The 25,481-nt window shown below is 38.7% G+C and carries 22 protein-coding genes; 15 read left to right on the top strand and 7 right to left on the bottom strand.

All coding sequences use genetic code 11. From position 1 onward, the window contains the following. Positions 1–50: 50 nt before the first annotated feature. The 4 genes from KZC02_RS05065 (at position 51) to rodA (ending at position 6,197) form a co-directional block, all read left to right on the top strand. Positions 51–1,121 (top strand): PLP-dependent cysteine synthase family protein, encoded by a 1,071-nt coding sequence (locus KZC02_RS05065; RefSeq protein ID WP_221393120.1) that lies wholly within the window; start codon positions 51–53, stop codon positions 1,119–1,121. A gap of 158 nt (positions 1,122–1,279) precedes the next feature. Beyond that, a complete protein-coding gene (locus KZC02_RS05060) occupies positions 1,280–2,854 on the top strand; it encodes an NFACT RNA binding domain-containing protein (protein WP_221393119.1) in 1,575 nt (524 codons plus the stop codon). Between the two features lie 134 nt (positions 2,855–2,988). After that, the gene (gene mrdA / locus KZC02_RS05055) at positions 2,989–4,857 is read left to right on the top strand and encodes a penicillin-binding protein 2 (protein WP_221393118.1); all 1,869 of its coding nucleotides are present in this window, start codon (positions 2,989–2,991) and stop codon (positions 4,855–4,857) included. Positions 4,858–4,913: 56 nt separating this feature from the next. Next, entirely contained in the window at positions 4,914–6,197 is a 1,284-nt protein-coding gene (gene rodA / locus KZC02_RS05050; protein WP_221393117.1) for a rod shape-determining protein RodA, read from the top strand. Positions 6,198–6,288: 91 nt separating this feature from the next. Here rodA and KZC02_RS05045 read toward each other — a convergent pair whose 3' ends face one another. Beyond that, positions 6,289–6,669 carry a DUF423 domain-containing protein gene (locus KZC02_RS05045; RefSeq protein WP_221393116.1) on the bottom strand — a complete coding sequence of 127 codons (381 nt, stop codon included), beginning with the start codon at positions 6,667–6,669 and terminating at the stop codon, positions 6,289–6,291. A 132-nt stretch (positions 6,670–6,801) separates the two neighbouring features. On the opposite strand from KZC02_RS05045, the gene KZC02_RS05040 reads away from it, so the two are divergent. Continuing rightward, positions 6,802–7,845: a glycosyltransferase family 9 protein gene (locus tag KZC02_RS05040; protein ID WP_221393115.1), complete on the top strand. Its 1,044-nt coding sequence runs from the start codon at positions 6,802–6,804 to the stop codon at positions 7,843–7,845. 97 nt (positions 7,846–7,942) lie between these two features. Here the strand turns inward: KZC02_RS05040 and KZC02_RS05035 are convergent, their stop codons facing one another. After that, the gene (locus KZC02_RS05035) at positions 7,943–8,605 is read right to left on the bottom strand and encodes a YggS family pyridoxal phosphate-dependent enzyme (protein WP_221393114.1); all 663 of its coding nucleotides are present in this window, start codon (positions 8,603–8,605) and stop codon (positions 7,943–7,945) included. A 137-nt stretch (positions 8,606–8,742) separates the two neighbouring features. Between KZC02_RS05035 and KZC02_RS05030 the strand changes: the two genes are divergently transcribed. The 4 genes from KZC02_RS05030 (at position 8,743) to rplI (ending at position 11,168) form a co-directional block, all read left to right on the top strand. Next, positions 8,743–9,720: a hypothetical protein gene (locus tag KZC02_RS05030; protein ID WP_310590404.1), complete on the top strand. Its 978-nt coding sequence runs from the start codon at positions 8,743–8,745 to the stop codon at positions 9,718–9,720. A gap of 339 nt (positions 9,721–10,059) precedes the next feature. Further along, complete coding sequence (gene rpsF, locus KZC02_RS05025; protein ID WP_221393113.1) at positions 10,060–10,446, top strand: 30S ribosomal protein S6; 387 nt, start codon at positions 10,060–10,062, stop codon at positions 10,444–10,446. A 3-nt stretch (positions 10,447–10,449) separates the two neighbouring features. Then, complete coding sequence (rpsR, locus tag KZC02_RS05020) at positions 10,450–10,701, top strand: 30S ribosomal protein S18 (protein ID WP_221393112.1); 252 nt, start codon at positions 10,450–10,452, stop codon at positions 10,699–10,701. A gap of 20 nt (positions 10,702–10,721) precedes the next feature. Beyond that, a complete protein-coding gene (rplI, locus tag KZC02_RS05015; RefSeq protein WP_221393111.1) occupies positions 10,722–11,168 on the top strand; it encodes a 50S ribosomal protein L9 in 447 nt (148 codons plus the stop codon). A gap of 101 nt (positions 11,169–11,269) precedes the next feature. Here rplI and lysM read toward each other — a convergent pair whose 3' ends face one another. Then, positions 11,270–11,728, bottom strand: coding sequence for a peptidoglycan-binding protein LysM (lysM, locus tag KZC02_RS05010; RefSeq protein WP_221393110.1), 459 nt, complete (start codon positions 11,726–11,728; stop codon positions 11,270–11,272). A gap of 198 nt (positions 11,729–11,926) precedes the next feature. Here lysM and KZC02_RS05005 point away from each other — a divergent pair, with 198 nt between their 5' ends. Next, entirely contained in the window at positions 11,927–13,570 is a 1,644-nt protein-coding gene (locus KZC02_RS05005) for a glycerol-3-phosphate dehydrogenase/oxidase (protein WP_221393109.1), read from the top strand. A 20-nt stretch (positions 13,571–13,590) separates the two neighbouring features. Next, complete coding sequence (locus tag KZC02_RS05000) at positions 13,591–14,640, top strand: beta-ketoacyl synthase chain length factor (protein ID WP_221393108.1); 1,050 nt, start codon at positions 13,591–13,593, stop codon at positions 14,638–14,640. Positions 14,641–14,719: 79 nt separating this feature from the next. On the opposite strand, the gene KZC02_RS04995 is transcribed toward KZC02_RS05000, so the two are convergent. The 4 genes from KZC02_RS04995 to KZC02_RS31460 all read right to left on the bottom strand — a co-directional run bounded on the left by KZC02_RS04995 (position 14,720) and on the right by KZC02_RS31460 (position 21,377). Continuing rightward, positions 14,720–15,973 carry an NAD(P)/FAD-dependent oxidoreductase gene (locus KZC02_RS04995; RefSeq protein WP_221393107.1) on the bottom strand — a complete coding sequence of 418 codons (1,254 nt, stop codon included), beginning with the start codon at positions 15,971–15,973 and terminating at the stop codon, positions 14,720–14,722. 2 nt (positions 15,974–15,975) lie between these two features. Further along, on the bottom strand, positions 15,976–17,505 hold the full coding sequence (locus KZC02_RS04990) for an NAD(P)/FAD-dependent oxidoreductase (RefSeq protein ID WP_221393106.1): 1,530 nt from the start codon (positions 17,503–17,505) through the stop codon (positions 15,976–15,978). 36 nt (positions 17,506–17,541) lie between these two features. Beyond that, positions 17,542–19,419, bottom strand: coding sequence for a 1-acyl-sn-glycerol-3-phosphate acyltransferase (locus KZC02_RS31465; RefSeq protein WP_229253997.1), 1,878 nt, complete (start codon positions 19,417–19,419; stop codon positions 17,542–17,544). Positions 19,420–19,778: 359 nt separating this feature from the next. After that, positions 19,779–21,377, bottom strand: coding sequence for a hypothetical protein (locus tag KZC02_RS31460; protein WP_229253996.1), 1,599 nt, complete (start codon positions 21,375–21,377; stop codon positions 19,779–19,781). A 148-nt stretch (positions 21,378–21,525) separates the two neighbouring features. On the opposite strand from KZC02_RS31460, the gene hutH reads away from it, so the two are divergent. The 4 genes from hutH to KZC02_RS04965 all read left to right on the top strand — a co-directional run bounded on the left by hutH (position 21,526) and on the right by KZC02_RS04965 (position 25,481). Next, a complete protein-coding gene (gene hutH, locus KZC02_RS04980; protein ID WP_221393105.1) occupies positions 21,526–23,055 on the top strand; it encodes a histidine ammonia-lyase in 1,530 nt (509 codons plus the stop codon). Further along, positions 23,052–23,783, top strand: a complete 732-nt coding sequence (gene fabG / locus KZC02_RS04975; protein ID WP_221393104.1) for a 3-oxoacyl-ACP reductase FabG — start codon at positions 23,052–23,054, stop codon at positions 23,781–23,783. Before hutH ends, fabG begins: the two co-directional genes overlap by 4 nt. A gap of 3 nt (positions 23,784–23,786) precedes the next feature. Continuing rightward, complete coding sequence (locus KZC02_RS04970; RefSeq protein WP_221393103.1) at positions 23,787–25,004, top strand: beta-ketoacyl synthase; 1,218 nt, start codon at positions 23,787–23,789, stop codon at positions 25,002–25,004. 210 nt (positions 25,005–25,214) lie between these two features. Then, on the top strand, positions 25,215–25,481 hold the full coding sequence (locus KZC02_RS04965) for a phosphopantetheine-binding protein (RefSeq protein ID WP_221393102.1): 267 nt from the start codon (positions 25,215–25,217) through the stop codon (positions 25,479–25,481).

The raw sequence follows: 25,481 nt of genomic DNA, 5'->3' as shown, positions 1-25,481 counted from the left end.
GATAATATATTATTGATTTGGAAGTTATTCCTGGTCAGCAAACATCATTAATGAACCACACAACATTTCAAAATCCCAGGCATACCTGGGTCGGTAGCGCAGTTTCAAAGGTTGAAGCCGATTACCAGCGTTCCGCAGACACACACCTGATCTTTTTGAAATTACAATCATTTCCGGATATTGATTTTTATTTTAAAGACGAATCGACCCATCCATCCGGTAGTTTGAAACACAGGTTAGCACGCTCTCTTTTTTTGTATGCTATTTGTAATGGCTGGGTTCAGGAAGGAACTACAATTGTGGAAGCGTCCAGTGGATCTACCGCGGTTTCAGAAGCTTATTTTGCCAAATTGCTTGGATTGCCGTTTATCGCGGTTATGCCAAAATCAACAAGTCCGGATAAGATACAGGCTATTGAATTCTACGGCGGAAAGTGTCATTATGTAGATCATCCTGCAGAAGTATACGCAGTTTCACACCAGATTGCGAAGGAGACTGGCGGTCATTTTATGGATCAGTTCACTTTTGCTGAACGTGCGACGGATTGGCGGGGAAATAATAATATTGCGGAATCCATTTTCCGACAGATGAAACATGAAGCTCATCCTGTGCCGCGCTGGATAGTTACCGGAGCTGGAACAGGAGGAACTTCCGCTACATTGGGGCGTTACGTACGGTATGAACAACATGATACCCAGATTTGCGTGGTTGATCCTGAACGTTCGGTTTTTTATGAATACTGGAAAAATAATGATACAGAACTTTGCAGTGAATTTGGTTCGCGGGTAGAAGGAATTGGCCGGCCCAGGGTAGAGCCGTCATTTTTGCGCAATGTTGTAGATCACATGATTCAGGTGCCGGATGCAGGTAGTTTTGCAGCAATGTTAACGCTTACTTCTCTTCTCAATAAACGAGTTGGAGGATCAACAGGAACCAATTTTTTTGGTGTAATAGAGTTGGCAAGAGAAATGAAAGCAAAGGGAGAATCAGGTTCGATTGTAACTCTGATATGCGATTCCGGAGACAGATACATGAATACGTATTATAATGCTGACTGGCTGGATAGAAACGGGCTTTTGGAGGAAGTAAGAAGACACAAATTCGTATTGGATCTGGTTTAGGTTACATCAGCAGTCGATGAAATTTATTTTTAGAAAATTAAATAAATTCTGTGGCTTGTGGGCCGTTTTTTCATTGGGCTTACTGTATAATTTTAATAATGCATGTATAAAATAATCGCCCTCAAAATCAGAGGAGATAAAGTATAATCCAAACTCAATTGCATCAGAATTATTATTTTTTAAAAAAACTTGCTCCACAGCTCCATACTGAACTGGCTGGTAAATTACTGATCGAAACTTTCAGTCAGGAGAAGGATGAACTGATCCTGGTTTTTGCTGAATCAGAAACGGATGGAATTCTTCAAAATCCCTTTTTTATAAAGGCTACTTTACGATCCAATTTCGCCTGCCTTAGTTTTCCTGATAAGTTCGACCGGGCAAGACGAAACAGCGTCAATTTGTTTACCAGTTTTTACGGACAAAAAGTTAACGGGGTACGCGTGTTTCTGAATGAACGGGCAATTGAAATCAGGTTTCGAAACCAGACATTGGTATTTAAGCTTTTTGGGAACAGATCCAATATAATTGCTTTTGATGTCAATTATAAAGTGACGGAATTGTTTAATAACAAGCTTGCTGCGGATTATTCTCTGACACCTGCATCACTTGACCGGTCTATCGACCAGACCTTTGACGCATATATTCAAAGCGATTTACGACACGAAACACTTTTTCCAACTTTTGGTAAACTGGTCAATACGCATCTGCGTAAATTATTAGAAGGGGAATCAGTACCTGAAAAGCGCTGGAAAATCATTCAGAATCTTTTACAGGATTTGAGCAAACCAGAGTTTTATATTACCAGAATAGAGCTTACACCTGCACTTTCTCTATTGTCAGTAGGGGAGGTTGAGGCTAAATATGATAAACCTATAGAAGCATTAAATGCCTTTTATTATGCATATATCCGGCTTAATGGCATCGAGAAAGAAAAGGCTGAAATTATCAGGATTCTGAATAAGCGGATTCAGCAGACCGATCATTATCTGGAAAATACATTCAAAAAGTTAGTTCAACTGGAAGAAGGTGGCAGGAATGATGAAATGGCAAATATTCTCATGGCCAATTTGCATCAGATTCCGGCAAGGATTGAAAGTATTGAGTTGTTTGATTTTTATCATGACAAGCCTATAAAAATTAAACTGAAAAAGGATTTGTCACCCCAGAAAAATGCGGAAAATTATTATCGTAAATCTAAAAATGAGAAAATTGAGCTTTCACGGTTAAATGACAGCCTGCAAGCCAGGGAGGCTGAAAAGATAAAAATGCAGGGATATCTTGCCGCTATTGAAAAAATAGAAATCTTGCGCGAACTAAGGACGTTTATTAAAACAAATGCATTGAACGGACCGGTAAATTCCAATGCGGTTACTGTTGCGGAACTTTTCAAAAAAGTAGAGTTCATGGGTTATACCATTTTGATTGGCCGTAACGCAAAAAATAATGATGTATTAACAAAGCAATATGCTTTTAAAGAAGATTTATGGCTTCACGCACGTGACGTTTCAGGTTCACATGTTATTATCAAAAATCAGCCTGGAAAGAAATTCCCTTCTCCTGTAATTGAACGTGCAGCAGAATTAGCCGCATTTTATTCAAAAAGAAAGACAGATAGTTTGTGCCCTGTAATTGTCACACCAAAAAAATATGTCCGTAAATTGAAAGGAATGCCGGAGGGCGCCGTTATAGTGGATAAAGAGGATGTGATTATGGTTGTAGCAAAGGGAGAGTAACATGAATTTTATTTAATTATATTCATAAAACTGTCTTGGAAAATTACAAATAACAGGATGTATCTGCTTTGATATGTCTTTACATATCGCGAACTTCGTGGAAAAATTGAGAGAACCGGAATATTTAGTGCAGAATGCTTGAAAATCGTCGCTTTGTCATCATTGGATTTTTTGTTATAATAGGTTTAATATACCTGTCGCGACTTTTTTACTTACAGGTACTGGATGAAAGTTATTCCATTGTATCATCCAGTAATTCTATAAAACGGGTTATTGAGATACCTTTCCGTGGACAGATTTATGACCGCACCGGAAAGCTGATCGTATATAACACACCTGTTTACGATTTACTTGTTACTCCATATAAAGCCCGCGTCGATGATACCCTTCGGTTTTGCAAAGTTTTAGGCATTGAAAGAAGAGATTTCGATAGCTTAATGGCCGCCGCAAGTGCTTACAGTCGCGTAAAACCTTCTTTATTTTTACGACAACTTTCCAAAGAAGATTTTGCCTCCATTCAGGATGTAATGGTAGATTATGGTGGTTTTCAGTTTGCTAAGAGTTCCCTCCGAACTTACACAGCTCCAACCTTGGCCAATACGCTTGGGTATGTGAGTGAAATTACAAAAGGACAGCTTGAAAAGCAGGAAGAGCCGTATTACAGGCAAAGTGATTACATCGGCCAGAGTGGGATTGAAAAGATATATGAGAATGAACTGCGTGGAAAACGTGGGACAAAGTTTGTGATGCAAAACGTGAGCGGTGTTTATAAAGGTCCGTGGAAAGGCGGGGAATTGGATACCATGGCCGTAGCAGGAGCAAACTTATATTCGGGAATTGATCTGGAAGTCCAGCAATATGCTGATAGTTTGATGGTTAACAAAGTAGGTAGTGTGGTTGCCATTGACCCTAAAACAGGGGAAATTATATCAATGGTTTCTGCTCCGACTTATGATCCTAAAATACTGGCAAACCGTTATTTCTCCAAGAATTATTCTGCGTTGATCCAGAATCCGTTCAAACCCTTGTTTAACAGGCCTGTTATGGCGAGTTACAGACCGGGATCTACTTTTAAATTAATACAGGCATTGATTGGCCTTCAGGAAGGTGTTATTACACCGGGAAGCGGTTTCAACCATGCCAATTGTCCGATGCATTGCCATAATCATCCTGCCACTTCCACAGTTGCGTTAGGCGTAACTCATTCCTGTAACCCATATTTTTATAACGTTTTCAGAAGAATTGTTTACAGCAATAATATTACCAATACGTTCAAAGCCTCGGCCGTAGGTTTGCAGGAATGGCATGACCGTGTCAGCAAATTTGGTATCGGACAGCAGCTTGGTATTGATTTGCCAAGTGAGAGAAAAGGGAATTTGCCGGATAAAAATTATTACGACAAAATTTATGGAGAAAACCGCTGGAAATTTTCTAATATTTATTCGATTAGTATTGGCGAAGGGGAAATTCTGATTACACCATTGAAGATGGCTAACGTTGCAGCTATTATTGCAAACAGAGGTTATTACTATACTCCTCATGTAATAACCGGAGTGGGGGACAACAAGAAACTTGATGAGAAATACAAGGTTCGCCACGAAACAGGTGTTTCTCCCCACAATTTTGATCCGGTCATAGAAGGAATGCTTGGAGCTGTGGAAGGCGGAACAGCGCGCCGCTCACGTGTGGAAGGGATCCAGATTGCTGGTAAAACAGGAACATCGCAAAACAAGAAGGGAGATGACAGCTCGATTTTTATTGCATTTGCTCCGATAGATGATCCTAAAATAGCAATTGCGGTTTTTGTAGAAAACGCAGGAGCTGGAGGATCAGCAGCGGCGCCGATTGCCAACTTAATCATAGAAAAATACCTGACACGGAAAATCACCAATAAAGCTCTGGAGAAAAAAATGTTCGAAGCCAATTTTCTTGGAAAGGTAGTGATTACTGGCCAGGCAAAACCCATTACCGTCGATACAACCAAGAGTAGACTTCTCCGATAATATGTTTGTGAATCAGGAAATAAATATGTTATTGAAAAATCAAAATAATTCAAAAGATGTCAGAAGGTAAACCTATCACAAAGAATGTCGATTGGGTAGTAGTACTGATCTATATAGCCTGTCTTTTAATAGGTTGGGTAAATATTTATGCTGCGGTTTATAATCCGGAAGTGCGTACCAGTATATTTGATTTATCTAACAATGCCGGAAAGCAATTAATGTGGATTGGAACTGCCGCGTTACTGATTATTTGTATCCTGGTGATTGATTACAAGTTTTACGAAACTTTTTCATTCATCATTTATGCCATTGTCATTTTCTTTCTAATACTTGTTTTGTTCGCCGGTACCAATATTAACGGGTCACGTTCCTGGATAAAATTTGGCGCTATTTCGCTACAGCCGGCCGAATTTTCCAAACTGGCAATCAGTCTCGCTATATCCAAATATCTGAGCGATCCGGCTATAAGCCTGACCCGGAAGTTCAAAGATTATTATCCGATTATAGGTATAATTCTGCTGCCTGCATTTTTAATTTTGCTGTCTAACGAGACAGGTTCTATGCTCGTATTTGCTTCATTTGCAATCGTATTATACCGGGAAGGAATGCCTGGTATAATTCCGGCAATTGGCATGGTTACGGCAGCACTTCTTATTATTACATTGCTGTTTGTCAAATGGTATATTGCTGGGGCTATTATATTGATTGCAGGTATTGCCATCTGGATCATGCCGGTTATGACACGTCGCCGTGGAGGACTTTGGGCAACGATCCTGATAGCCGGAGTAATGATCGGAGTAGTCTTTGGCGTAGATTTTTTCATGAACAATGTCCTTCAGAAACACCAGCGTGGAAGGATCATGGTGTTGCTTGATCCGGATTCTGACCCACGAGGCATTGGCTGGAATGTAATTCAATCAAAAATTGCTATCGGTTCGGGACGATTTACAGGGAAGGGATTTTTACAGGGAACACAAACGAAATTCGATTTTGTACCAGAGCAAAGTACTGATTTTATCTTCTGTACAGTTGGCGAGGAACACGGATTTCTGGGTAGTGCATTGGTGGTAATATTGTTTATCTCCCTGATCGCCCGCCTGGTAGTTCTGGCTGAACGACAGCGAAGCCGCTTTGCCCGTGTCTATGGGTATTGTGTTGCCGGGATTATTTTCTTTCATTTTCTGGTTAACGTCGGCATGACGGTCGGGCTGATGCCTGTGATCGGGATTCCGCTTCCATTTTTCAGTTATGGGGGGTCATCGTTATGGTCTTTCTCTATCCTGTTATTCATCTTCCTTAAAATAGATGCACAAAGGCCATTTACGCTTTCGAGAGGATGATTTTTAATGGTTAAGGATAAATTTTAATGACTGGAAACGAGGTGCATTTCTATTAAATAGCCATTAATAATTAACAATTTACCCGTAACAATCAGGCAAGTTTTCCTGCCGCCATAATTAAAAGTATCCAGCCGACGATTAATGCTAAACCTCCGATTGGTGCAGTGGCTCCAAATTTGGTAATTCCTGTAAAACAAATCGCGTAAAGTGACCCTGAAAAAATTATCACACCAATAGCAAAAGCATTTCCCGACCAACCTAACAAACGTACTGCATCTGCGCCTGCACGCTGCATAAGTATACCGACCAATACCATGGCCAAAGCGTGATAAAACTGGTATTTTACTGCGGTTTCAAAAGTTTCCAATCTGCCGGATGTTTCCAGCATTCCTTTTAAAGCATGAGCACCAAAAGCACCTAACGCTACTGCTAATGCACCCAATATACCGCCGGCCTGAATCATGAACTTCATAGAATAATGTTTTTAGAATTATAATATCAAAGGTAGTGCCCGGTGGTAGCGCAACCAACACTTTAAAGGGATTATTATTAACTTGCGCACTTTAATGGCCGGAATTGTGCCATTACAGGAAAAGATTAAATAATGGCCTTAAAAAGATTTATCCAGCTCTGGACACACCGCTATCATAAATATTCACATATTTTCAAAGCTCATTTTCTGGCTTATTTTCATTGGCTCAGATTTAAACTAAAAAAAGCCGGACTAAAAGATAATCAGGAACTTATCTCTATTATTCGTACTGAACATTTTGGAGACATTATTGCTGCCGAACCTATTTCCAGATATGTAAGGTCGCTTTATCCTCATGCACATATTGTATGGTTTGTAAAGCCTTCTTTTCACGAGCTTATTGATTTTAACCCTTCAATTGACGAAACTTTTACTGAATTCTGTGTAACTCAGCGGAAGGTATTATTGCGTACAGGCATTTTTGATAAAGTCTTTGAATTGCAATTTTTGAACAATAATCATTGTAACAAATGCCAGGTTTCTGTTGAAAATCCAGTTGCGGAAAGAAGGGGGATCAGTGTACTTAATTATCTGGATTTCGGGAATTTATTAGAGGTATTTGCTCAGGCAGGAGATTTAATACCTGCACATACTTTATTCCCCGCAGACGATCAGCCATGTGTAAATTTACAGGATAGTCATAGAGAAACGGTTGATTCTCTGGGTTTGGATAAACCATATATTGTCGTTCATTGCCAGTCTAATTATGCACCCAAAGACTGGCCGGCTGATCGCTGGCGGCAACTTATCCACTGGCTTGCAGACCAATATAATTACCAGATCGTTGAAATCGGGCTAAAAAGTAACTTGTTAGTTACAGCAGCATCTTACCGGAATCTGTGCGGACAACTATCAATCCTGGAAACAGCAGAGGTGATAAAAAGAGCCAGTTATTTAATTGGTTTGGATAGCGGGCCTTCTCATTTGGGCAATGCAACCGGAACATATGGGATGATACTAATGGGAGCATTGGACAAGTTTTCGGAATACAATCCTTATTCCGGAAGTTATGGACGACAGGAAAATGCCGTTTTTATACGACAAAACGGATTAACCTGTTCTCAATTATCATTTGAATTTGTGAAAGGAGAAGTGGAAAAAGTTTTAGGGAATTAAAGTTAGTAGTTAAGATTGTAAAGTTAAAAGTTCAAAGTTTAGAGTTTATTTACACTTTTAACTCTAAACTTTTGACTCTTGACTCCTCACTTTAAAATCACCTGCTTCCAAAAATCGCACTTCCGACCCTTATTAAAGTACTACCTTCTTCGGCTGCAATCATATAATCACCACTCATGCCCATTGATAATTCCTGCATGTCCACACGTTCATTGTTGTACTGTTTAAAAGATTCAAACAAAGTTTTTAAACTATGAAATTCAGACCGAACCTGTTCTGGATCTTCTGTATTGGATGCCATGCCCATTAATCCGGCAATTTTTATATTTGTTAAAGCACCAAGTTGTGTAGATTGTAATATTTCCTCAGCTTCTTCTGCTGATAAACCAAATTTCGTTTCTTCCTGCGCAATAAATATTTGCAGTAAACAAGCAATTGTCCTATTGTTTTTCTTTGCCTCCTTATTGATTTCCTTTAGTAACTTAAAACTGTCGACAGAATGGACCATGGCAACGAACGGCGCCATATATTTTACTTTGTTAGACTGGAGGTGGCCGATCATATGCCATTCAATATCTTTTGGGAGCAAATTAAACTTCTCACTCATTTCCTGTACCTTGTTCTCTCCAAACCGACGGAACCCGGTATTATAAGTTTCTTCCAGCATTGAAACCGGCTTGGTTTTTGTTACAGCAATTAACTTTGTTGTGCCTGGTATTTCGTTTTCTATATGCTGAATATTTTGGGCAATTGAAGACATAAGAGATTTAAAAATTTGATAATTAAGGGATTAAAACAAATATTTGACTACCCGAAACCAGAAATAGGAAGCAACATATTTCAAAATTGAAAAAAACGTAGTTCTTTTGCCAACTAATTTAAAAATTAACCTTTTCTATGGACTATAATCAAGAACAGAAGCAAGATAGGAAAACCCTTCTATGGGCAGCGCTGGCCGTTTTATTATTGCTTAATCTGGTGTTAGTTTATTTTATCTATCATGAAAAACAAGAAAATAAGGTAAAGGATGACATTATAACAGCAAAAACAGAAGAAGTACTTTTTACCAAGACTAAACTTGATTCTATTTCAGCACAATTGGATTTGAAAATTGCAGAGATCCAAAAATTAGGAGGAAGCGTGGATTCACTGGTCAAATTAAAGAACCAGCTGGAAAAGGATAAACAAGAGCTTAAAAATGTAAACAATTTTGCTGCTGCTAATTTTAATAAGAGAATTAAGGCATACGAAACCATTCTGATTGAAAAGGACAGTGAAATTTCTCAGCTGAAACAGGAACTGGGAATAGTAACTTCTAAAAATCAGGAATTAAGCCAGCAGGTTTCTGGTCTGGAGTCGGAGCGCCAGCAGCTTAATGATTCTGTTATTAATTATTCTACTGTAAACAGGGAATTGAGTGAAAAGGTAAATATTGCCTCAGCGCTGCGTGCCGAAAACCTGACTATCAATGCGGTATCGTCAAAAGGAAAAGAACGTGAGGGTGGAAAATACAAAGCAAAACGAATTGACAAGCTACGAGTAAATTTCAAACTTGGTGAAAATGCAATTGCCAAGCAGAATCAAAAGGAAATCTTCCTTCGGATACTCGATCCTGAGGGAGCGGTTCTTTCAGACATGGCCACCGGCTCGGGTTCATTTATCTACAATGGCAAGGAAATGATTTACAGTTCTAAACAAAATGTAAATTTTACCAATACCGGACAGTCAGTTGATATATTTTATGGTCGTGGCGGTATTCCAATGAAAGATGGCCAGTATGCAATAGAAGTGTACAGCAGAAGGCTTCAAGATCGGGCAGGGAGACTTTACGGTAAAGTGATTCCTGGCAAAAATGTTATTTTAAATAAAAAATAATTTACAATGCTCAACCACAGCGGCTTTCGATGGTTAGTATCAAGCAACCGAAGAGAATGTAACATTGATTATTGAACGCTGAGAATTGCTCATTGAATATTTAAGGTTCTAATGAAAAATGTTTAATACTCAACTTTCAATGTTCAATTGACGAGGACTAAAATTGTCCGTTGGGCATTTCGGTTTAAAATGATGACATTGAAATTATAAGTAACTTCCTGATAAAGTATTGATAGGGCTTGGAAATGTGGATTTCAAGCCCTATTTTTGCACCCTCATTTTAGCGTTCGCACTAATATGAGGTATTTTAATAAACATTATTAATTAATCAATTACCGTATGTCTAAGCAATATGAAACGGTGTTCATTCTAACTCCCATTTTGTCTGAGGCCCAGGCAAAGGACGCCGTTGAAAAATTCAGTACGATCATCACGTCTAATGGTGGTGTAATGGTACATGAAGAAAATTGGGGATTGCGTAAGCTGGCCTATCCCATCCAAAAGAAAAACTCTGGCTTTTATCACATTCTTGAATACACAACACCAGAAGGCGGTGTGAATGTAGTCGATGTTTTGGAAACTGAGTTCCGTCGTGACGAACGCATCCTGCGTTTTATGACTATCGTTCTTGACAAACATTCTATCGCTTACAACGAGAAGAAACGCAAAGGGTTGATAGGAAGAAAGAGAGAAGAATCAACTGAATCAAAAACCGAAAACGCATAAGCTATGTCACTAGTAAACGAACCGGTTGAAAAGAACATTAACCGCAAAAAATATTGCCGTTTCAAAAAATCCGGCATTAAATATATTGATTACAAAAACCCGGACTTTTTACTAAAGCTTATCAATGAGCAAGGTAAAATATTGCCGCGTCGCCTTACAGGTACAAGCTTGAAATATCAGCGTAAAGTATCACAGGCAATTAAAAGAGCACGTCATTTGGCATTCTTGCCTTTCGTTGCTGATCAAATGAAATAATTTAGAAAGAGCTACGAACAATGGAAATTATATTAATAACTGATATAGCCGGAGTAGGATATAAGAACGACATCGTTTCTGTGAAAGCAGGATTCGGTCGTAATTACCTTATTCCACAGGGATTTGCATTATTAGCTAATCCGTCAAACCGCAAAATTGTTGCTGAAAACGTACGCCAGGCTTCTCATAAAGCTGAAAAGCTTAAAAAAGATGCTGAAGATATCGCTTCTGCAATCGGTGACCTTACAATTGATATCCGTACAGTAGTTGGAGAAAGCGGCCGTATTTTCGGACGCGTTACCAATACTCAGGTTTCGGATATTCTTAAAGCTAAAGGATTTGATATCGACCGTAAGAAAATTACAGTTGATGATGTAAAATCTATTGGTGTGTATTCAGCATTGATCGATCTTCACAAAGAAGTGAAACATAAGATCTCTCTGAACGTAATTGCAGCTGAGGATTAATAACTTCTCATAAAGCATAAAAAAATGACAACTCTTTCGGGTTGTCATTTTTTTATATAAAAGCAGGAGCGGAAAGCTGATAGCCGACCGCCGAAGACCAATTAAAGTGCCGGAATACGTAAAACCTGGCCTGGATAGATCAGATCCGGATCAGTAAGCATAGGTTTGTTTGCCTCAAAAATGACAGGATATTTCATCATATCACCATAGACGGTCTGAGCAATCTTAGAAAGTGAATCACCTTTTACAACAGTGTGATAAGTCGCTTCAGGAGCAGGGGTTGCAACCGTTAGTTGATTATCCACTACTTCTACTCCTTCTACATTACCTACTGCTAATGCAATTTTCTCTGAATCAGCTTGTTCTGCAACTTCCCCTGCAATGGTAACTGTGTCACCAGATGTTTTTACAGTTAATGAATTATAAGGGAGGCCAAGTGATTTAACGTGTGCCAATAATGCGCTTGCGCGTAGAGGTTCAACCTCCGGAGTTGCCGCAACCACTTCTTCTTTTTTAAATATTTTTTCTCCTACTCCTTTAAAAAAAGACACTAGTCCCATAATAATTTTTAGTTTTTGTTATTAAAAAGTAATAATAATTTTGTTCAAATCTACTTTAATTTAAAGAGCGAACAACTTTCAGACAAAGAAATTACGTAATCGTCACAAGTATGCACAGTTATTTTTATCACTTGGCGATTTCAAACATCTCAATTTGTATTTTTGTATTGAACATGTAAAAATATCATACCCCGCTGAATGAACAGACAGGCATCTATAAAGAAGTTAGAAAGTGAGGATTTTGATATTTGTATAATAGGTGCCGGTGCGAGCGGCGCCGGCTGTGCTTTGGACGCAGCGCTACGGGGATATAAAGTAGCATTGATTGATAAAAAAGATTTTGCTTCTGAAACGTCTTCGAAATCTACCAAGCTTATTCATGGTGGTGTCCGATATCTTGAACAGGCATTTAAGAAACTGGATTTTGCCCAGTTAAAGCAGGTTCGCCATGGTTTGGAAGAAAGGCACCTGGTTTTGAACAATGCGCCACATCTGGCCAGACCACTGGCACTTATTACACCGGTTGGCTCCTGGCTGGAAGGCCTTTATTTCAGCATTGGCCTAAAAATGTATGATAGTTTTGCTACGCATGATTCGTTGCCTAAAAGTAAATGGTTAAAAAAAACTGATGTATTAAAAAGGATTCCTACACTGAACGAAACCAAACTTCACAGCGCTGTACTGTATTATGATGGTCAATTGGATGATGCAAGATATTGTCTGGCATTGGTTCAGTCGGCGTCTGAATCGGGTGCAATTGTAGCTAATTATCTAAAAGTTGACGGCTTTGGTAAGAGTGAAGCTAATAAACTTAAAACCGTACAGGTAAAAGATACGCAGTCAGGACACCAGTTTTCAATAAAAACAAAACTGGTACTTAATTGTACCGGCCCTTTTTCTGATAAAATCCGTTTATTGGCTAATCCGCTTTTGCAGGAACGTATCCGTCCAAGTAAAGGGGTGCACGTTGTTCTTCCGTACGAAACACTGAACAGCGAACATGCCATGCTGATTCCTAAAACACCGGATGGACGTGTTGTGTTTGCAATTCCATTTGAAGGAGCAATGATGCTGGGAACTACGGATACAGAATCAGACGATATAACGGAAGAACCTAAATTAAATGAAGCAGACAAGCAATACCTGGTAGATACGCTGAATCCATACCTGGCAAAAAAGATTGATATTTCTCAGCTTAGGGCAGGTTTTGGAGGATTGCGTCCTTTGCTTTCCGCTGAAACAGGAAAATCGACAAAAAGCTTACTTAGGGATCATGAAGTAGAAATTGATACCGTTTCCGGATTGGTAAGTTTACTGGGAGGAAAATGGACTACATACCGGTTGATGGCTAAGGATGCGATTGACCAGATTGACGGTATTTTCGAAAATAAAAATGCCTGCCTTACGGCTACACATATACTTGCCGGAGGCATGAACTACAATTTCGAGTCTTACAGGATATTAGAGAAAAAGTACTCGTTACCAGCTGATGTATGCCAGCATTTAGTTAAGAAATACGGATCCAGAGCTGAAAATGTTTGTAGGCTAACTACTTCTGATCCGGAACTAAAAGAACGGCTGGACTCTGGGTATCCCTACATTAAAGCAGAAATAATCTATACAGTTCGTACAGAAATGGCAGTGACTCCCCGTGATTTTCTGGCAAGAAGAATCCGCCTTGAAATTACTGATTGGGACACAACAATCAGGACACTACCCATTGTTGCCGATCTCATGGCGGTTGAATTAAACTGGACTGAATTACAAAAGCAACAGCATATTTCAGATTACATAAGTGAAATAGAAAAATTCATTTCCGAAGCTGATAAAATTCTTAGTTAATAATCTTTTGTTTTTCCTGCATGTTTGTAACAGACTTGTCCTGCATATCACCTCAAAGAACTTTTGATGACGCATTTTTTGAAAATGATATAAAATTTCATGCAGGAAATCGTTACGCAGCGTTGGAACCAGTATATGGATCTCTCATACCGGCGGGATTACTCAGACGAATGGGGAAAGCGGTAAGAATGGGAGTAGGGGCCGGGTTACCTTTGATTCAGAGGAGACCGGATCTGGATGGAATTATATTGGGGACCGCTAACGGAGGACTGGAAGATTGTCTCAAATTCCTGAATCAGATCGTAGATTATGAAGAAGGCACCCTGACTCCCACTAACTTTGTACAAAGTACTCCCAATGCTATAGCAGGAAATCTGGCGTTAATGAGCAAAAACACGGGTTATAATACAACACATGTTCATAAAGGGCTGGCTTTTGAATGTGCATTGCTGGATTGTATGTTATTGTTTGAAGAAAGAAAAGCTGAGTCGTTGCTGTTGGGGGGTGTTGAAGAAATCTCAGAATATAATTATAATATAGACTTTCTTAGTGGTTCTTTCAAAAGGCAAAATACTACTTCTGAAAACCTTTTAAGTTCTGATTCTCCAGGTACCGTTTGTGGTGAAGGAGCAGCATTTTTTGTTGTTGAAGCGGAAAGATCTGCAAAAACAATTGCGCAAATAAAAGATACCGACCAGATCAGTTATCCTTCGAAAGAAGAGCTGTTTAGCAAAATGAATCATTTTCTTGACCGGAATGGAATTGCCGCAAAAGAAATTGATGTTGTAATACTGGGTTACAGTGGCGACAACCGGAATGATGGCTGGTATGACCAAATTCATCAGGAATTCTTTTTACACAGCTCTGTTTATACCTACAAAAACCTGGTCGGTGATTATCCATCCGTATCCGCTTTTGCAACTTGGCTGGCGGTTCAGCTTCTTTCCGGGAAACCAATACCTGCCCGGTTATTGATTTCTAATCTTTCCGATATTCAAAATCCTAAAAATATTCTGATCTATAATCATCACAAAGGAGTCCAGCATGGATTTATTTTATTGACAATTTAAGTTAAACCATTCAACATTAAGAAACATTAAGTCACAATCTTAATTTCTAAATGGTTTTAGAATCGTAGTTATATTTGCATCACTTTTTAATACCTGGTTTACTATTAAACTTTTCTTTCATTTTAATCACCCTAGCCAGGGTAGGCAAAATTGTATTGTGTTTTTTTACAAACGGATTAGACTGATCCCAAACATAACCTGCCAATACAGAACATATCTGGTTCTTGATTTCAGTATTAATATGTTCCGTAAAAACGATTGTTTGGAAATCACCGCTGTACCAGCCAGTTACATAACTCCTGAAAACGTCAATTCCTTTTTGGATCACATCTTCATAATCGGTTTTCCAGTTTACGTCCTCACCTTGTAAATGCCGGTGTGTCATTTTTGCAGAAAGTAATCCTGATGCGGTTGCAAAAGTCACACCAGAGGAAAATATGGGATCAAGAAATTCCGTACTATTGCCCGAAAGGACAAAACCTTCTCCAAACATTTTTTTTACGCCAATAGAATACCCTAAGATACTTCTGGGCTCAAATTTTAAATCTGAATTTTTAAACCTGCCATTGAGATCTTCAAAATTCCGGATGAAATCCTTATATTTTTCTCCGTCATTTGCTGCCAGTTCAATTACTTTTTCTTTATCACTTACAATTCCAACCGAAGTTGAGCCATCAGAAAATGGGATAGCCCAAATCCATGAACGGTTATTGTCAAACGAATGAACAAAAATGTTATTACTTGTTTTTTCTGTCCGGTTAACATCTTCCAAATGCGCAAAAACAGCACCTCTTGGAGAAAAAGCCGAAGGTTTGCTTAAATCAAACAACCTAGGTAAGACACGTCCGTAGCCACTGGAATCGATAATGAATTTTGATTCAATGGTGTGCATATTTCCATCAATATCTTTATAATCTGTTACCTGTTTGCCTGTACTGCAAACTACATTCAATACCTCACATTCAAATTGCACCTGAACTCCATTCTCTACAACCGCCTTCGCAAGTGTACTGTCAAAATCAGCACGTTTCACCTGCCATGTCCATGTCCAGCCTTTTGTGAATTGTTCCGAAAATAGAAATTCACATCTTTTATCACCACGCATAAATGCGGCGCCGGTTTTTTTCTGAAAGTTTTTTACTTTAACTGCTTCCAAAAGGCCGGATTCTTCCAGGTGTTCCATGCAGCATGGCAACAGACTTTCGCCAATCTGAAAGCGCGGAAATTTCTCTTTTTCCAGTATGGTAACCGAATAGCCCTGTTTTTTTAAATAGGATGCAGCCACTGTACCTGCCGGACCGGCTCCAATAACTAAAACATCAACTGTTTGCATAATCATGCGTTAATAACTTTTTTAATGAGTTTTTCTTTATCAACAAAAGCAAAACAGGTAACAAATGCGCTCACGGTAACTCCCAGTATGCCATGCATGGAAATATTCTGACCTGTCAGGTGCAGATTTGGTATTCTTGTTTTTGTATTGATCTGTGTTCTTGCCGGTGAATTAGAATTCTTTAAAACACCGTATAATGAACCGTCCTTATTTCCAATATAATCTCTGAAGGTAAGTGGAGAAGCGCTGTGAACTGCTTTTATTTTCGTTGTTATGCCTGGAAAAACCTCTTCAATCCGCTTCAAAACCCTTGCCTCTTTTTCCTTTTTAAACTCGTCATAAGCTGCATCCCGCTTACCTGGTTCAGAAACTGTTTTAGTGGTATGCGCCCATTGATCCGTTTCTGAAGTATTCATGTAAGTCATGATGGACATAGAATCAGCATATTTTTTATGTTTGGAAATAAATGGTGTACAAATAAAATAAGTTTGCGGCCATGTGGCTTCATCATAATCTATTCCGGCCCAAACATCCTCATTATGATGCTGATAGATATTGTAATTCAGGTATTCGAACGTGTTTTCATAGAAAGAAAGATGTACTAAAAAAGTGGAGATACTATTTTCCAATCCATGTATCCTGTTCTTATAAATATTCAAAAAACGATCTTCGCCAAATATATCAATTGTCATAGACGGATGTACATTGGAAATGAATTGTTTGCCTCTGACTGTCTCTCCACTTTCCAGTTTAACTTCCTTGATATTACCCTCTGTATCATAATTTGCCCCAACAACTTTCTTTCTTTTATAAATTTCTCCCCCCAAACTTCTGATAGCGCGGCTCATTAAAATGGCTATCTGTGAACCACCATCGATGAATTTGTAAGAGCCTGACAAATAGCTGTTAATGATCAGTGCATGAACAAAAAAGGGTGTTTTCTCTTTCACGCCGGCATATAGCAAATTGGTTCCGGCAAGTACATTTTGCAAACGGAAATTAGAAGTCAGTGAAGCAATATAGTCGTGTGCATTCAGTTTTAGAAGATCTTCATCCAGTTGGTAATTTTCACCTGAGATTTTTAAATTATACAAAGGAAATTTGCTGCAAACCTCTTTAATTTTTTCACAATACGCTTCTATTGCATTTTTTTCATCGGGAAAATAATCAAGTAATACTTTTTGAAAAGATTCATACCCCTGAGCATAATCATATTCCTTGCCATCATCAAAACGGACCACATCAAACTTCTGGTCGCCCATTCGCTTTAATTTCAACTTATCCAGTATCCCGAAATATTTAAAGAACTGATATAGATTTTCTCCCTCATTTAAACTGCCTACATAATGAACTCCCGTATCGAATATGGTTTTACCACGGCTGTAAACCTGCAAATGACCGCCGATCTGATGATTTTTTTCGAGCACTGCTACACTGTGGCCTTCCGAAGCCAGAATGTATGCACAAGCCAGTCCACCCAAGCCGCTACCAATAATGACAAAGTCATATTCTTTTTCGGTGAGTCCGGGCATATTTTTTAAGTTAAAAGTGTGAGGTAAATGTGTTTTTTAAATATTCTTTCTTAATATAAAAAGCACATTAGAGGTATTGTTCGAATGCTGCTGCATCTCAAAACTCAGATTGTGACTTTTGGCAAATGTCCTGATATCATTGGAAGAAAAGAAATGAAATTCCTCTTCTTTTTTATTGAAAGAAAAAAGCCCGGTAGATAATGCTTCCGTTCGTTTGGTATTCTCATGCTTTTCTGTCAAATCAGTAATTCCGTCTCTGATAAATAAAATGCCGTTTTTGTCAAGTGCAGCCGTGCATTTTTCCAGTAAATTAAATTGTTTTTCTTTGGATAAATAATGCAGCACATCATTTAAGAATATTACTTCGTGACCGGTTATTGTGATCCGCATAATATCTTCAAACTGAAAATTCAGGTTCACGGTTTTATTGTAACTGTGCTTTGCAATTGTAATTTTTTCTTCGTCGTAATCAATTCCCGTAATAATCCGTTCTTCGTTTTTATAATGTAGATAAAACGAAAGGAAACCATATCCACATCCAATATCCAGGATACGTTTTCTATCTCCGGTCAGCGTATTATAATAAGCATAATTCTTGCTTTCCAGTTGCCACTTAATCCTGAAATACCATTCCAGAACGGGTCCCTTAAAAATGTAATTGGTAAATATCTTATGTTTCAGATAAGATACATCTTCCATTTCGTTTTTATAATCAGCAAATTCTGTTTTGTAAAATGCAGAAATATTCTTGGTTTTATCACGTAACAATGTTCCCCATTTAGCTTCGGCATATTTAATTCTTGGCAAAACCCTTACATTCAAAGCTCCCGGACGGATCAGAAAATCGCCTTTTGGCAGCACATCAAAAGCCCCGTGAAGCAATAATGGCTGAATATCCAAATTCAATTCTTCCGCCAGATGGAATGCACCTTTATGAAAACGTGCTGGTTTTCCATCTTCGGAACGGGTGCCTTCCGGGAATATTAATAACGAATAACCATCGGCAACCAAAGCCTGCATTTTTCTTAAGTTTTCTTCCGTTCCATCATCAGTATAAATGTATCCGGCATAACGGATAATCGGGCCAAAAAACGGCGAATTATAAACCCAGCCTTTTACCATCAGAACTATTTTCGGATTCAGCATAATTGCCAGTAGAATATCCAGAAAAGAAGTATGATTGGCGATGAAGATAACCGGCTTTTCCATATCAAGGTTTTCAAGACCTGAAATGTTCTTTTTAACATGTGGCCCTGAATAAATTACTGTTTTGGCATAAAATGATAATGATCTGTTAATCATTGCTTTCTTTCTCTTTTTGGAAACAGGCAATAGTAGTATAGTTACCAATTTGGAATGCAAAAACAGGCAACCCAGTAAAAAGTAAGTAAAACTGGAAATGCTTAATAGAAAAGGAAGCAAAGTGACAGGAGCCTTTTTTCGGCTGATACGGTTTTGAACAAAAAAGCCAAATAATACCGGTTGGAATATAAATGAAATAAAAAGAATACAAACAATGCCTAATACGCTTATTAACGCAATGGAATGAATAGCAGGATGTTTAGCGAAAATCAATACACCGGTTCCTACAATGGTTGTCAGTGCTGAAAGAATAATGGCCGACTGGTAAGATTTTAAGGTGTCTTTTCCGGTTTTGTATTTATTGAGAAGGCCATCCGTCACGAAAATGCTGAAATCGTCACCCAGTCCAAAAATGAAAGTTGTGATTACAACATTTACAAAATTGAATTTTATGTCTAAAATGGCGGCAATCCCCAGTATCCATATCCAACTGATAACCATCGGAAGAAAGCTTAACATTGTCAATTCTATTCTCCCATAAACAAGTAATAATGTAAGGAAAACGATAGAAGCTGAAACGATCAGAATATAGTTAAAGTCATTTTTCACCATTGACAATAAGTCACTGGCCAGTTCTGAACGGTCGAATATTTCAACTCCGGGGATTTTCCGTAATTCTGATTTGATTAATGGAAGCTGGCTTTTGTTGGTTACCAGCGTAGTAATGAGTGTGGTTTTTGCGGAATCAGATTCGATCAGATTTGTAAATCCAAGTTGGGAAAATAATTCCTTTTCGTTTATAGTATTTTCATTCTGGCCCGAGATCCAGTTTTTGAACTGATCAAATGCAGAAATATTAAACCCGGATCGTTTGGCAGATTGGTCTAAAACTGAAAATGTAGTCTCTTTTATGTTATCATCCCAAAACTCATTCCATCGTCTGATTCGCTCTTGTTTTATTTTTTCAGGAATTAAAAAGGCTCCTGACGAAACGAATTCTTTGATTTTTTTTCAGCTTTAAATCGGGTTAATTTCTGATAAACGGTATAATTAGTTTGTTCTGCCTTTTCTTTAATTTTATTTGTTGAAAAAATATAGATCCTTTTATCTGTATCAGGATTGATACCCGTCAACTTTTCTTCACGTTCCTTTATATCACCGCTCTGCATGCTCAGGCTTTCAAAACTGCTGTCGAATTCAGTGAATTGTGCGTAGTAAAGAAATACAAAAGTGAGTGAGGTTACGACCAGTAATGTTGCAAATCTTAATTTTGCAGGTATTGAAGGAAAATTGAAAAATTTACTTTCGCCGGGAATATGATTGTAATCGAATGAAAATGCCTGAAGAATGACTGGTAATACGGTGAGTGTAAATACGGCTGCTCCGGTCAAACTTAATGATGCAAATAATCCAAAATCCTGTAAAACTACCGAGTTGGCAAAATGCAATGCACTGAAAGCTAAAATCGTTGTAAGACTACCGGTAAGTAACGGCTCGCTTACTTCTTTAATAGCAAGCGTAATAGATCTGGTATGACGGATATGTGTGAAAAAGTGAAAGGAATAATCCAGTAATATTCCGAAAATTACAGCTCCGGTTGCAAGGGAAATCCCAGAAACTTCGGGCCGGATAAAACCAATGATACCCAATGCAAAAACTCCTCCAAAAAGTCCGGGAAGAATAATATAAACCGGGATCAGAACTTTTCGGTAATATAAAACCAGAATAAGAATGATAGCCACCAATGCAATGATCATTGTCCTGTTGGAATCCTGTTTAACCTGAATGGCATTTCTGGCAGCAATTTCGAAAGTACCAAAGTAGGAAAAATGGTTTTGAGGAAATTGCTTGTCCCAGCGAAGCTTGAAATTTTCTACTTTGCTGAACAACGCAATATTCATCGCCGAGTTACCGGAATTGTAACTTGTAGCTGCTGTTACGATAATCTGCTTTCTGTTTCGGGAGAACATAACACCGTTTTCCACCGACATTCCGCCTGAATTATTTGCCGCATTAAGTTCACGGAAATATTCACCCGAAATTCCCAACGGATCATTGACAACATATTGCTTTAAGAAAGGCCCGCCCGGAGTTAACAACTGGTTGTATGAAGAACTTACAGAAACCCGGATAGAATCAGGCTGAATTTTATTCAGGATGTGTGAATAATAGGATGAATCAATAAACCCCGGGAAGTTGGAATAAGTATATTCATATACATCCTGCTGAATATCAGGCCTTATAGCCTGAATGTTAGTGATGTAACCTTTCGTTATTAATTTTAAAGAATCCGCAAATTTTTCTGCCAGAATTTCTGCATCATCACTGGTGATTCCGGAATCGACATCTATGGAAAATACAATTTGATTGATAATGTTTTTGTTCTCAACCAGCTTGTTAAACTCTTCAAAAGTTTCTCCTTTTGGCAATGTCGCAAATATGCTTTCAGTGATCCTTAATTTGGAAATCCCATAGCTCAGAACTCCGATCAGACCTATCAGGCAAAAAAAGAAAACCGGTTTATGCCTTGAAAGGAGTACATTGAGCCTGAGTAATAAATCACCGATCATGAATAGGTTATGCGTGAGTGTTTGGCAAAATTAAATAAATGTATGTGTCCCGGCAACTTATTAATGTTCAATACCGGTGAAAGGCTAAACTTGTCAAAACCGCAAAAAAAGATTTATTTTGCATGTTATTTAATTTTGGTATTTATAAATGAACAGTATTTCGTTAGCTCAAATCGAGCAATACGCATTTGAGAAGAAAGAATTTGTTCTGGCAGATGATGCACTTAACAAAGTTTCAAGGTCTTTTAATTTTTTAACAGATTTTTCGAAAGATAAAATAATATACGGAATCAATACCGGATTTGGCCCGATGGCACAATATCGTATTGAAACCGACCAGTTAAACAGTCTGCAATATAATCTTATCCGCAGCCATTCGAGCGGGATTGGAAAGCCTCTTAACGAAGTTTATGCCCGAAGTGTAATGCTGGCGCGGCTGAATGCTTTTTTACAGGCAAATTCCGGAATAAGTACCGGTGTCATTAAACAATTGGTGCTGTTTATTAATAATGGGATTGTTCCTGAAATTTTTGAACATGGGAGTGTTGGAGCGAGTGGGGATTTGGTACAATTGTCTCATTTAGGCCTTAATTTAATTGGAGAAGGCCATGTTTATGAAAATGGAATCAGACGGAAAACGGCTGAAGTTTTAGCTGAACACGGTATTACACCACTCAAAATGGAGCTTCGGGATGGCCTTGGATTGATCAACGGAACATCCTGCATGACCGGCATTGCAGCAATCAATATCATTTATGCAAAACGTCTTGTACAGTGGGCAATTGCAGCTTCGTCCATGCTGAATGAAGTAATCGAAGCTTTTGACGATTCATTTTCCGAAGAACTGAATGCTGTAAAACACCACCGTGGCCAGAAGTATGTGGCAAAAGAAATGCGGGAGTTTGTGAAAGGCAGCGGTATGATCCGCAACCGGGAAGAATTGTTTAAGGACGATACAGCATTACAACGTAAGGAATTTGAAAGGAAAATCCAGGAATATTATTCGATTCGTTGTGTGCCGCAAATTATCGGGCCTATTGTCGATACGATCAAATACGCACAGGAAATAATTGAAGATGAACTGAATTCTACCAACGATAATCCCATTGTAAATCCTGAGGAGAACAATGTGTTTCACGGTGGTAATTTTCATGGGGATTATATTTCATTGGAAATGGATAAAGTGAAGATCGTCCTGACTAAGCTTTCTATGCTGATGGAAAGGCAGCTGAACTTTTTGATGAACAGTAAACTAAACGGGAAATTCCCTCCGTTTCTGAATGCCGGAACCTGGGGACTTAACTTTGGGTTTCAGGGAATCCAGTTTACCGCTACATCGACAACTGCTGAAAATCAGGCTTTATCCAATTCGGTATATGTTCATAGCATCCCTAATAATAATGATAATCAGGATATTGTGAGTATGGGAACCAATAGTGCAGTTCTTGCCAAACAGGTTCTCGAAAATTCTTATCAGGTAATGGCGATTCATATTATGGCTATTTGCCAGGCGGTGGATTTGCTTGAACCTGATGAAAAGGAAAGGTTATCGGTTAATGCAATATCTGTTTACAACCAGATTCGCAGGAAGGCGAAATTCGTAAAAGAAGACATTCCACAGTCGGAAAGTATCGCCGCTGTTTATGAATATATCAAGGAAACCCCATTTACATTATGAGCTGTGCATTGGTAACAGGTGCTTCGAGAGGGCTGGGCAGGGCCATTGCCGTTCAGCTCGCAAAAGATCACGGGTTATATATTCTGATCAATTATTCGTCTAATCAGACTGCAGCCGAAGAGACATTGGAAGAAATTAGAAAGGATGGAGGGGATGGTGAATTATTGCAGTTTAATGTGCAGACAAAATCTGAGGTTGACGAGGTTTTAAATACATGGAAAGCTAATAATGAAGACAAATTCATCAGTGTGCTGGTCAATAATGCGGGCATTACAAAGGATGGGTTATTCATGTGGATGCCTGAAAAAGACTGGGACGATGTCATGAATATTTCCACGAAAGGATTGTTTAATGTAACCCAGAATATTATACAGCAGATGCTTAGAAAACGCTCCGGCAGGATTGTGAATATTGCCTCTGTTTCGGGTATGAAGGGTGTAGCCGGGCAAACCAATTATTCGGCTGCAAAAGGTGCCATTATATCTGCAACAAAGGCATTGGCACAGGAAGTTGCAAAACGTAAAATCACAGTCAATGCCGTTGCGCCAGGTTTTATAGCGAGTGACATGACGAAAGACCTGAATGAGGATGAATTGAAACAAATGATTCCGATGAACCGTTTTGGTAAAGCTGATGAAGTAGCACATCTGGTTAGTTTTTTATGTTCTGATAAGGCTGCCTACATTACCGGAGAGGTTGTAAATATTAATGGAGGGATTTATTCTTAATCTATGAACCACAGAGTTGTAATTACCGGGATTGGCATTTATTCATGTTTGGGTGAAAACCTGGACGAGGTCGCCAAGTCGTTATATCAAGGTAAAAGTGGTATTATTTTTGACCAGGTAAGAAAGGATTTTGGATTTCGTTCTGCGCTTACCGGTATGGTAAGGGAACCGGACCTGAAATCATTTTTGTCCAGACGGCAGAGGCTTGGAATGCACCAGCCAGCGATTTATGCCTATATGTCGACGAAAGAAGCGTTGGAAATGGCCGGGCTGGATATAGATTTTCTTGAAAAAACGGAAACCGGGATCATTTTTGGAAATGACAGTACGGCCTCGTCCGTTGTAGAAGCCGTTGATAAAGCTAGAGAAAAACATGATACTACACTCATTGGCAGCGGTGCTATTTTTCAAAATATGAACAGTACCGTAAATATGAACCTTTCAACTATTTTTAAGCTGAAAGGGATTAATTTTACGCTTAGCGCAGCATGTGCATCCGGCTCTCATTCTATTGGAATGGGTTATTTGATGATCAAACAAGGATTGCAGGAACGCGTAATCTGTGGTGGGGCCCAGGAAATTAATCCGGCTTCTATGGCAAGTTTCGATGGCCTGGGTACATTTTCAGTACGCGAATCTGAACCTGCGAAAGCTTCCAGGCCATTTGATAAAGACAGGGACGGGCTTATTCCAAGCGGTGGGGCGGCAACGGTTATTCTGGAATCTTATGAAGCAGCGACGAAACGGGGAGCTAAAATTATTGCAGAACTGATCGGATACGGGTTTTCTTCAAATGGGGATCATATTTCAAATCCGAGTATTGAAGGACAGATACGGTCTCTGCAAATGGCACTGAGCCAGGCGAATATAAAAGCGGGCGATGTTGACTACATCAATGCCCACGCCACATCAACTCCTGTGGGTGATGGAAGTGAAGCAAGAGCTATATTCGATGTTTTTGGTGGTAATGTCCCGGTCAGTTCTACCAAATCGATGACCGGCCATGAATGCTGGATGGCGGGTGCCAGTGAAATCGTTTATTCCATATTAATGATGCAGAAGGATTTTATTGCTCCAAACATTAATTACGAAAACCCGGACGAGGATTCTGCTCTTATCAACATAATTCCTGAAACCAAAGAACAGAAAATCAATTGTTTCTTGTCAAATTCTTTTGGATTTGGTGGTACCAATTCTACATTGATCATTAAAAAATCTTAATCTAATTCGGTTATCAAAGTTGTTCTACTTCGTAACCGGCAAGGATCACAGGTTTTAAATGCTTAATTTAGCATTTGTTCCATATTGGAGATAACCGGTTACATGCAATATATACCTCTTATAGATATATTGTTTAGATGTAAAATTGTTATTGGAAATTTGACAGGATTTTGAAAACTATCAGAAAAGAATAAATTAATTTTGTAAGCCATGTACGCTAAAGACGTTAAAATGAGTTTGGAAGAAGTTATAGAGGATACCAGGGGTTTTTTGTCTGAAGAGTTTGAAGTGGATAAAGATCTGATTCTTCCTGAAAACAGCCTTAAAGAAACACTTGATCTGGATAGTCTGGATTATGTTGATCTTGTTGTGCTTATTGAGGAGAACCTGAATATAAAAATGACAGGCGAGGATTTTAAAGAAATTGTCACTTTTGGAGATTTTTTCAATCTTGTTCAAAAGAAACTTGCATTATAA

Origin of the sequence: Dyadobacter sp. NIV53 (genome assembly GCF_019711195.1) — a bacterium.
Classification (GTDB): domain Bacteria; phylum Bacteroidota; class Bacteroidia; order Cytophagales; family Spirosomataceae; genus Dyadobacter.
Note: the sequence above shows the minus strand (reverse complement) of the source record. Positions and strands in the feature narration are given on the sequence as shown.